The sequence below is a fragment of the Cytophagales bacterium genome (genome assembly GCA_033344775.1).
Taxonomy (GTDB): Bacteria; Bacteroidota; Bacteroidia; order Cytophagales; family Cyclobacteriaceae; genus JAWPMT01.
Genome location: JAWPMT010000007.1, coordinates 731,812 through 741,842 on the forward strand (window position 1 = coordinate 731,812; position 10,031 = coordinate 741,842).

The window sequence follows — 10,031 nt, forward strand, 5'->3', positions numbered from 1 at the left end:
AAATAGCGACCGTATTTATGGCAGCGCTGCTACTGACTACCTCGGTAGGCGTAACGCTGCATCGGCACTATTGCATGGGTAGGTTGATGGATACGTCTATCAATCACCCTGCCGCTTCTTGTATGTCCATGATGGATATGGGAGATGCGTCTGATGCGATGGGCTGCTGTAAGGATACGGTTGAAGAATTCAAGGTCGATGATCTGCAAAAGGCTCACTTTGATTTTAATGCTACTCCTAATTTGAATCTGTTGGCGGGTGTTACTTACGTGCTTGTTGATTACAAGCTCTTCTCAACAGTCACCACGCAAAAGCAATTTCTCAACTATAAGCCCCCTTTGATTGCTCAGGACGTCCCTGTTCTCGTGCAGTCGTTCCTCCTGTAAGTTTTAGCATGTACCTGTCAAAACAGGTATGGGCATCACTTGATGCCTCATTAATTCTATTGTTCAATTCATACACATAGAATGATGCTATGCTTAATCATATCATTAAATTTTTCTTAGAGAAGAAGCTGGTCACACTGTTGGTGGCTGTTTCTATCATCACATGGGGCATTGCTACGGCGCCTTTTAACTGGGAATCAGACACGATCCCAAGAGATCCGGTGCCCGTAGATGCGATCCCCGATATTGGTGAAAACCAACAAATAGTATACACGGAGTGGATGGGCCGCTCACCGCAGGACATAGAGGATCAGGTTTCTTATCCGCTAACCACTGCGCTGCTGGGCATTCCTGGCGTGAAGACCATCCGCAGTAACTCCATTTTCGGGCTATCCAGTATTTACCTGATTTTCGAAGAAGGGGTCGAGTTCTATTGGAGCCGATCAAGAATACTGGAAAAGCTAAACTCACTTCCCTCCGGAACATTGCCGGAGGGCGTTCAACCTGCGCTAGGCCCTGATGCCACGGCATTGGGGCAAATTTTCTGGTACACGCTAGAAGGTCGTGATGAAGCCGGACGTCCAGCTGGTGGCTGGGATCCGCAGGAATTGCGTTCTATCCAGGACTTTTATATCAAGTATGGACTCTCTTCTGCAGCAGGTGTTTCGGAAGTAGCTTCTATCGGCGGGTATGTGAAAGAGTACCAGGTGGAGATAGATCCCACGGCCATGAAAAGCTATGACGTGGATGTAGCCGACATCATGAACGCGGTGAAGAAAAGCAACCTGGATGTTGGTGCAAGAACGTTAGAGTTCAATAAGGCCGAATACCTGGTTAGAGGTCTGGGCTACATCAAGAACATTTCCGATCTGGAAGAAGCGGTTGTGTTGGCCAGGAACAATATACCGATTCGAATCAAGGATGTAGCCAGGGTTCAGCTGGGACCTGCAACACGTCGTGGAGGTCTGGATAAAGCCGGTGCGGAAGCTGTGGGTGCTGTAGTCGTTGCCCGGTATGGTTCTAATCCACTGGAGGTGATCAATAATGTGAAGGCCAAGATCGAGGAGCTTGCTCCTGGTTTGCCATCCAAAACCCTATCGGATGGTACGGTTTCCAAAGTCACGATTGTTCCGTTTTACGACCGAACCGGATTAATCAAGGAGACCCTTGGAACACTCGAAGAAGCTTTGTCTTTGGAAGTGCTGATCAGTGTGATCGTGGTGATTATTCTGGTCATTAATCTGAGGGCATCCATTCTGATCTCCAGTCTGCTACCTATCGGGGTTTTGATGACTTTCATTGCCATGCGCTACTTTGGCGTGTCGGCCAATATCGTGGCACTATCAGGTATTGCGATTGCCATTGGTGTGATGGTGGATGTGGGTGTCGTATTCACTGAGAACATCATCAGGCACCTTCAAATGCCTGAGAACAAAGACCTGGACTCACAGGGCCGTCTTAAGGTCATCTATACAGCCACCACAGAAGTAGCTTCAGCAGTTATCACGGCGTTGGCCACTACGGTGATCAGTTTCATTCCTGTATTTGCCTTACAGGCCCAGGAAGGGAAACTGTTTCAACCCTTGGCATTTACCAAGACGTTTGCTTTACTCGCTGCCCTGTTCATTGGGTTGGTGATCATTCCGGCTTTTGCACATTGGATCTTCTCTTTGAACTTCGGAAAAGACAAAACTCGAAAGTTCTGGAACATAGGACTGATCATATTGGGTATTGTCATCTACTTTTTCATTCCCTGGGCTGGAATCGTGCTGGCCATCATGGGCGTCAATAATTTCTTTGAAGACCGGTGGAAAGGCAAATGGACCTGGGTGCCAGGTTATCTCAATATTGCGGTAGTCCTGGTGACCGTGCTGTACTTTCTCACCAAAGAGTGGTTGCCACTCGGAGCGGGTTATAGCTGGTTCCTGAACTTTGTGTTTGTAGGCTTGATCATTGTACTGGTGTTAGGGATTCTTCTCACGGTAGTCCGCTACTACACCAGGATATTGAGTTGGTGCCTGGAACATAAATGGCAATTTCTGACCCTGCCGATGATCATCCTGGTCTTTGGTCTTCTTTCCTGGCAGGGATTTGATCGGGCTTTTGGCTTTGTGGCTAAAGGTGCCCAGTCGGTCAATTGGGATGTCCGGGAGTCTGGCTTCTGGGCTTCCATGAGTACGACCTTTCCGGGTGTCGGTAAAGAGTTCATGCCTCCTCTGGATGAAGGCTCTTATTTGCTCATGCCGACCACTATGCCACACTCTGGTGTTCAGGAAAACATCGAAACCATCCAGTTACTGGATCAACTGGTGACGTCCATTCCAGAGGTAGAAATGACTGTTGGGAAATGGGGCCGTGTCGCTTCTGCGCTCGATCCTGCCCCGATTTCCATGTTCGAAAATGTGATCAACTACAAACCGGAATATGTCCTGGATGAAGATGGCCACCGCATGCGATTCAGGGTCAATGGAGACGGACATTTTGATTTGTCGAATGGTGAAGCATTCGAATGGAAGAGTGAAGCGTTAGCCGGTTTCAATGCAGACTTATTGATTCCAGCATCCACAGGGCAATATTTCCGCCAATGGCGTGAGCATATTCAATCTCCCAATGATATCTGGGATGAGATCGTAAACATGGCCAACATTCCTGGTATGACCTCCGCACCGAAGTTGCAACCCATTGCCACCAGATTGGTGATGCTCTCAACGGGCATGCGTGCTCCAATGGGAATGAAGATCTACGGCCCTGACCTGGAAACAATAGAAGCGGTCGGGTTTGACATAGAAACGTTCCTGAAGCAAGTGCCTGGCGTGAAACCTAGTTCAGTCTTTGCGGATCGTGTAGTTGGGAAACCTTATCTGGAAATCAAGATCAATCGACAAGCCATTGCTCGATATGGGCTGAGTGTCGCAGACATGCAGATGTACATCGGTGTGGCGGTTGGAGGTAATGCTCAGACCACTACTGTTGAAGGCCGTGAGCGGTACCAGGTGCGGGTTCGATACGCTAGAGAACTTCGAGATAATCCCGATGACCTGAGTAATATTCTGATTCCGACTCCCACAGGCGTACAAGTACCCTTGAAGGAACTGGCAGAATTGCAATACGTCCGAGGGCCGCAGAACATCAAGAGTGAAGATACTTTCCTGGTGAGCTACGTGATCTTTGATAAAGAGGATGGGTTTGCAGAGGTGGATGTGGTGGAAAGTGCTCAGGCATATCTCAATGGGCAAATCGCTGATGGTGCGTTGCAGATTCCCATGGGTGTGAGCTACAAGTTTGCCGGGAACTATGAAAACCAGATCCGGGCCACCAAACGATTGTCCATTGTAATCCCGATTAGCCTAATGGCCATTTTACTGATCCTGTATTTCCAGTTTGGTAAACTTCAACCCACATTGATGGTCTTTTCTGGGGTCTTTGTGGCCTTTGCCGGAGGGTTCATTTTCATCTGGTTGTATGGTCAGGATTGGTTCCTCAATTTTTCACTCTTTGGTGCAGACATGCGGGACCTCTTCCAGGTACACACCATCAATCTAAGTGTAGCCGTTTGGGTAGGATTCATTGCCCTGTTTGGTGTTGCCACTGATGATGGCGTGATCATGGGTACTTATCTGAAGCAACACCTGGTGCGTGAAAAACCTAACTCCATTGAGGGAGTAAGAGCAGCCGTGTTGCATGCCGGGCAACAACGGGTCCGGCCTGCTATGATGACTGCAGCTACCACGGTAATTGCCTTGCTGCCGGTCCTGACTTCTACAGGTAAGGGATCTGATATCATGGTGCCCATGGCAATCCCTACGTTCGGGGGTATGATCATCCAGGTGATCACCATGTTCGTGGTGCCGGTCTTGTACTGCATGTGGCAGGAACGTCAACTAAAATCAAATCCAGAGTCATGAGAAAAGTAGTCATAGTATTCATCATCATGATGCCTCTTCTGGCGGTCTGTCAGGTTGAGCCCTATCTGACCCTTGCGGCTGAGAATAATCCGGGATTGAAAGCGAAATTCAATGAGTATCTCGCAACAATGGAGCGAATTCCACAGGCACAAACCTTACCTGATCCGCAGGTTACTTTCGGGTTATTTGTCCAGCCTGTGGAAACAAGGGTTGGTCCTCAACGAGCTAGTCTGGCCGTCAGTCAGGCGTTTCCCTGGTTTGGGACTTTGAAAGCTCAGGGCGCAGTGGCCACACAAATGGCCGATGCCAAGCTTAAGCTATTTGAGGATGCGAAATTGCAGCTATTCAGTGAAGTACGGATGGCCTACGATCAACTGTACTTACTGGATCGATCTATTGCGCTCACGAACGAGAATCTGGATCTGTTAAGTTCTTTCAAGGAACTGGCCAGGGTGAATTTCGAGAGTGGAAAAACCGGATTTGTCAATGTGCTTCGGGTAGAGATGGAGGAAAAAGAACTCCAGACTCAGCTTGCCTATTGGGAAGACAGTCGGACCACCGCCAAGGTTGCGTTTGAGAAGTTGCTGAATGCTCCTGTGGAGGCGATTCAATTTGGCGATTCCCTTGAGATCATCGAATTGACCTTAGATAAGCAAGTGCTCTACGATAGCATCATCATTGCAAATCCTAAACTTCAGAGTATTCGATCCATGGTCCGGTCGAAAGAAGAACTCTTGAAAGTGACGGAACTGAATGGTAAGCCGTCCTTTACCCTTGGAGCCAGCTATGTCAATATCAGTGAACGTTCAGGGGTGGAACTTCCCGACAATGGTCAAGACGCGGTTGTATTTCCTCAGGTGGGTTTGAAAATTCCGATCTATCGAAAGAAATACAAAGCGCAGGAAACTCAGGTCACTCTTGAAAAGGAAGGGCTTGAATACCAAATCGAGGAGCAGAATAATCGGTTAGTCACTGCCCTGGAAGGGTTCATTCGTGATCACCTGGATGCAAAGCGCCGGGTAGTGCTTTATGAGAACCTCCACGACCTGGCTGGTCGCTCCTTGTCACTGTTGCAAACAGAGTTCACGACGGGAACAGCAGACTTTGAGGAGGTCTTGCGCATGGAGCGGAAGCTCCTGACCTATCAATTGGAAATTGAGAGAGCACGAGTAGAAACCAACCGTGCGATTTATCAAATCAATTACATCATCGGAAAATGAAAAAGATCAATATAAAACAAGTACTTATTGGGGTAGCATTGCTGGTTATTGGCGTGTTCCTCGGTGGCGTATTCTTTGGCGGATCTGGTAATTCCATGGCTCATGAAGGACATGAGCACGAAACCATGGCCGAAGTGTGGACTTGCAGCATGCACCCACAGGTGCGTGAAGATGGTCCTGGGAGTTGTCCTTTCTGCGGAATGGACCTGATACCGCTCTCCTCCAACGAGCAGGAAGCGGTGAACCTGGACGAGGTACAAATGACGGAAGCTGCGATGATGATGGCTTCCATCCAGACTGTGAAGGTGACAAAATCCACTCCGAAGAAGCAGGTTTATCTTCCTGGGAAGATCGAAGCAGACGAAAGGAGTATTGCCAAAGTCACGGCACATTTTGATGGTCGTGTTGAAAAGCTTTATGCAGACTTTACCGGGCAGTACATCCGTCAGGGTCAACGCCTGGCGACCATGTACTCACCGGACCTGGTAACTGCGCAAAAGGAGCTATTTGAAGCATTGAAGTTCAAGGAATCAAACCCTTCGTTCTATCAGGCGGCCATTCAGAAACTGAAACTGTGGGAGCTTACTGAATCGCAGATTGAAGCGATCATTGAAAAAGGAGAACCCCAATTCTACTTTGATGTGTACGCTCCTCGATCAGGAACAATCATGACCCGAAATGTGAGTCAGGGCGAACATGTGATGGATGGAAGTGTCCTTTTTGAGATTGCCAACCTGAACAGGTTGTGGGTGTTGTTTGATGCCTATGAAAGTGATCTGCCCTGGATCAGCACGGGAGACTCTATATCGTTTAAAGTGCAGTCCATTCCTGGACAAACCTTTGAAAGTGTGGTGACCTTCATTGATCCGGTGGTCAACAAGCAAACGAGAACCGCTTCGGTACGCACAGAGATCGGGAATACTGACAATTTGCTTAAGCCTGAAATGTTTGTGGAAGGAGCAGTGGAGGCAGGCCTGACTATGGGAGAGGCGGCCGTATTGGTACCAAAATCGGCTATTCTCTGGACTGGAAAAAGGGCTGTCGCGTATGTGAAGCGTCCGAACTACAGTCAACCTACTTTTCAATTCAGAGAGGTGGAACTAGGCCCTGATGCCGGAGACTACTATGTGGTGAATGCCGGACTGGAGGAAGATGAAGAAGTGGCTGCTAATGGTGTTTTCAAGATTGATGCAGCGGCTCAACTTCAGGGAAAGACCTCCATGATGAATCGCCAGACGGCCAGTCCCATGGGCGGCAAATCATCTACTGGTCATGATCATGGCGGAATGGAAGATCACTCTGGTCATGAAATGAGTCATCCTGAAGTGAACATTTCCGGAAACCTCTATGAAGTGAGTGCGGCATTTCGCGATCAGTTGAAGGCTGTTTTCGAGACCTATCTGCCGCTAAAAGATGCCCTAGTAGAAACAGATGCCTCCACGGCCAAAGAAAAGGCGGAGCCGCTTCTGGCCTCTATCAATGCCGTGGATATGTCGCTGGTGAAAGGTGATGCGCACGTCGAGTGGATGAAAGATCTGAGCGTGCTTAAGACTACTGCGGAAATGATCGTGTCGGAATCTGACGTTGAGAAAATCCGAACCACACTTTCGCCACTCAGTGACCAGCTGTACCAAACCCTGATCAAGTTTCAGGTAGAAACCGGAGGATTTCGCCAGTACTGCCCAATGGCCTTTGATTTCAAAGGCGCTTTCTGGCTTAGTGATTCGGACGAAGTACTCAACCCTTATTTCGGAGATGAAATGCTCACCTGTGGCAACGTCGAAGAAGAATTAAAATGACCCTCAACCCTAAGAAATTATAAACATGAAAAATCTAACATTCCTTTTGATCCTGGTGATCCTTGGAGCTTGCTCAGCTCCTGAAAATAAATCTGAAGACCATAGCGGACATGAAAGTCATGCTGCTGCAAGTTCAGAAAAACCCAAGTCCAAGAGTCCGGCAAAGATGGCCATGAACAATGTGGGTAAAAACCACGTGCATATCGAATATCACTCACCAAGCAAGCGTGGACGTCAAATCTTCGGTGGTCTGGTAGCCTATGGTGAAGTTTGGGTGACGGGTGCGCACAATGCAACCTCTATTCGCTTCTCTAAGGATGTCGAAATTGGAGGCACACAAATACCGATAGGAAAGTATGCGCTCTTTACCATTCCTGGTGAAGAAGAGTGGACCGTGATCATCAACAAAAACTGGGAGCAGCACTTAGCCGATGATTACGATCAGGCTGAAGATGTGGTGAGATTTCAGGTGACTCCAAAGAAGCTGGATCAACCAATGGAGTCATTGACCTATTTGGTAGAGCCTGTTGATGAAGCAACCGGTACCATCACCATTTCCTGGGATGATGTGGCAATCAGTTTTGAAGTAAAGAATAGCTGATGAAAGGGGCATACATCTTTTTATTCCTTTTGATCCTCGGGTGTACCCAGGGACCAAAGGAGCAAGATCCTGAGGTAAAGCAGGAATTGGCTGCCGTGACCTCACCGGCAGTAGGTAATAGCTCATTGCCTTATTTGATCTCTGGTGATGATGGTGAGTTGTATTTATCCTGGGTAGAGCAATTGGGAGATACCGCGCTTCTGAAATACACGAAATGGGAAGGAAATAACTGGTCTTCTACCGAGGACATTGCTTCTGGTACGGATTGGTTTGTCAATTGGGCTGATTATCCCATGTTGGCCGCTAGTAAGGATGGAGGAATGGTCGCGCATTATCTAGCGAAAAATTCTGGAGGCACCTATTCTTATGATGTGAACATTACAAGAAGGGTAGACAATTCCTGGACTTCTGCATTAATTCCTCATCAGGACAGCACACCAACGGAACACGGATTTGCAACGATGATCCCCACGGCAAGCAATGGATTTCAACTGGCCTGGCTGGATGGCAGAAACACTTCCGGAGGTCATGGTGAACACCAGGGAGCTATGACAATAAGAGCTGCCATGCTGGATGATCAGGGAGCGATTTCTAACGAAGTGGAGTTGGACAATCGTGTTTGTGATTGCTGTCAAACCGGTGGTGCTATGACCGCAAATGGACCGGTTATAGTTTATCGTGATCGCTCTGAAATGGAAGTTCGAGACATGTCTATTGTTAGACTGGTAGACGGAGAATGGACTGCACCTCAAACGATCTATGCCGACAATTGGAAGATTGAAGGCTGTCCGGTCAATGGACCCAGAGCCGATGCGGTGGGTAACACCTTGGCGGTAGCCTGGTTTGCCGCTCCTAATAAGCAACCGCAAGTAAAATTGATCTTCTCGGAGGATGGAGGCGCAAGCTTTGGTAATCCAGTAACCATTGATAATCAAATGCCTCTGGGACGTGTAGATGTTGTGATGATCGATGAAGAGAAAGCCATGGTCAGCTGGCTAGGTCGTGAAGGGGAAAACAGTGTCATTAAAGCCAGGATCGTGAGTAAGACTGGACGCGCAGAACCTGCTATGACCATTGCCCAAAGCAATGAGTCTCGTGGCAGCGGCTTCCCTCAGATGGCTTATCACAACGGTGAAATGTGGTTTGCCTGGGCTGATCTTGCAGAAGATAGTAACTCGGTGAAGGTGGCTAAGATGGGGATGTGACGTTTTAAATTGTGATGTAAAACCAACTTTTCATGAAATTCCTAGCTGCTATTTTATCGGTATTGCTTTTTGTAAGTTGTCGTACTGACTTGAAAGTTGCAGAGCATTTCAATACCCACATCAAAGGACTCACATTTACAGGTCCTGGTCGTGGGCCGTATGATTCAACAGCTTTTGTCAATATGGCGGGAATCAATGGGAACTTTGTAGCCCTTGTGCCTGAGGCTACTGTTTATCGTCAAACTTTACAAGTCAAATACAGTTTTCAACGGCAATGGTACGGTGAAACCAAGCAGGCCGTTTATGAGGGTATCGGACTGGCAAGGAAACATGGACTGAAGATCATGTTAAAGCCTCATTTGGCCGTAGGTTGGGACATGACTGGTTGGGAGGAGCCTGAGGTCAATTTGGAAGATAGTGTTTCGAGAATGCAATATGCGAGGAGTGCAAGGCAGTTCTTATCAAGTCAGGAAAGTAAGGTAGAAGGGAACAGTAGCTGGAGAGGAGATTTTGCAGTAAAAACAGAGGAAGATTGGCAGGTCTTTGAGAAGGGATATATTGACTTCATACTTGACTATGCCCGGATTGCTGACTCACTGGATGTTGAATTATTTTGTGTAGGTACTGAGCTTAAGCGCGTGGCATTAGAACGGCCTGACTTTTTCCGAAAGTTGGCGAAACAAGTCCGGGAAGTCTATGATGGACCAATAATTTATGCCGCAAATTGGGACAGTTACGACAAGATCAAGTTTTGGAATTCTTTCGATTATATCGGTGTGGATGCCTATTTCCCTTTGAGCAATGAGCGTTTGCCATCCAAAGAGGCGTTGATAAAATCTTGGGAAAGGATCTCTTCAGAGCTTGAGAAAATTTCATCATCACACCAACGGGGTATTATCCTTACGGAATGGGGTT

At 47.8% G+C, this 10,031-nt stretch carries 7 protein-coding genes; all 7 read left to right on the forward strand.

Going from position 1 to position 10,031, the window contains the following annotated elements; translation table 11 throughout:
- Positions 1 to 17: 17 nt before the first annotated feature.
- Complete coding sequence (locus R8G66_35245; GenBank protein MDW3197676.1) at positions 18 to 386, forward strand: hypothetical protein; 369 nt, start codon at positions 18 to 20, stop codon at positions 384 to 386.
- Between the two features lie 89 nt (positions 387 to 475).
- Positions 476 to 4,291 (forward strand): efflux RND transporter permease subunit, encoded by a 3,816-nt coding sequence (locus R8G66_35250; protein MDW3197677.1) that lies wholly within the window; start codon positions 476 to 478, stop codon positions 4,289 to 4,291.
- Positions 4,288 to 5,511: a TolC family protein gene (locus R8G66_35255; GenBank protein ID MDW3197678.1), complete on the forward strand. Its 1,224-nt coding sequence runs from the start codon at positions 4,288 to 4,290 to the stop codon at positions 5,509 to 5,511. The genes R8G66_35250 and R8G66_35255 overlap by 4 nt, the downstream gene beginning before the upstream one ends.
- A complete protein-coding gene (locus tag R8G66_35260; GenBank protein ID MDW3197679.1) occupies positions 5,508 to 7,310 on the forward strand; it encodes an efflux RND transporter periplasmic adaptor subunit in 1,803 nt (600 codons plus the stop codon). The genes R8G66_35255 and R8G66_35260 overlap by 4 nt, the downstream gene beginning before the upstream one ends.
- A 25-nt stretch (positions 7,311 to 7,335) precedes the next feature.
- Positions 7,336 to 7,911 (forward strand): DUF2911 domain-containing protein, encoded by a 576-nt coding sequence (locus R8G66_35265; protein MDW3197680.1) that lies wholly within the window; start codon positions 7,336 to 7,338, stop codon positions 7,909 to 7,911.
- Positions 7,911 to 9,116, forward strand: coding sequence for an exo-alpha-sialidase (locus tag R8G66_35270; GenBank protein ID MDW3197681.1), 1,206 nt, complete (start codon positions 7,911 to 7,913; stop codon positions 9,114 to 9,116). Before R8G66_35265 ends, R8G66_35270 begins: the two co-directional genes overlap by 1 nt.
- Before the next feature lie 32 nt (positions 9,117 to 9,148).
- Positions 9,149 to 10,031: hypothetical protein (locus R8G66_35275; protein MDW3197682.1), on the forward strand; the 883-nt coding region annotated here is incomplete at its 3' end.

Bases quoted from the DNA above. Each gene is read 5' to 3' on its own strand.
- R8G66_35260 (MDW3197679.1), top strand. From the start codon at position 5,508: ATGAAAAAGATCAATATAAAACAAGTACTTATTGGGGTAGCATTGCTG.
- R8G66_35245 (MDW3197676.1), top strand. From the start codon at position 18: ATGGCAGCGCTGCTACTGACTACCTCGGTAGGCGTAACGCTGCATCGG.
- R8G66_35270 (MDW3197681.1), top strand. From the start codon at position 7,911: ATGAAAGGGGCATACATCTTTTTATTCCTTTTGATCCTCGGGTGTACC.
- R8G66_35265 (MDW3197680.1), top strand. From the start codon at position 7,336: ATGAAAAATCTAACATTCCTTTTGATCCTGGTGATCCTTGGAGCTTGC.
- R8G66_35255 (MDW3197678.1), top strand. From the start codon at position 4,288: ATGAGAAAAGTAGTCATAGTATTCATCATCATGATGCCTCTTCTGGCG.
- R8G66_35250 (MDW3197677.1), top strand. From the start codon at position 476: ATGCTTAATCATATCATTAAATTTTTCTTAGAGAAGAAGCTGGTCACA.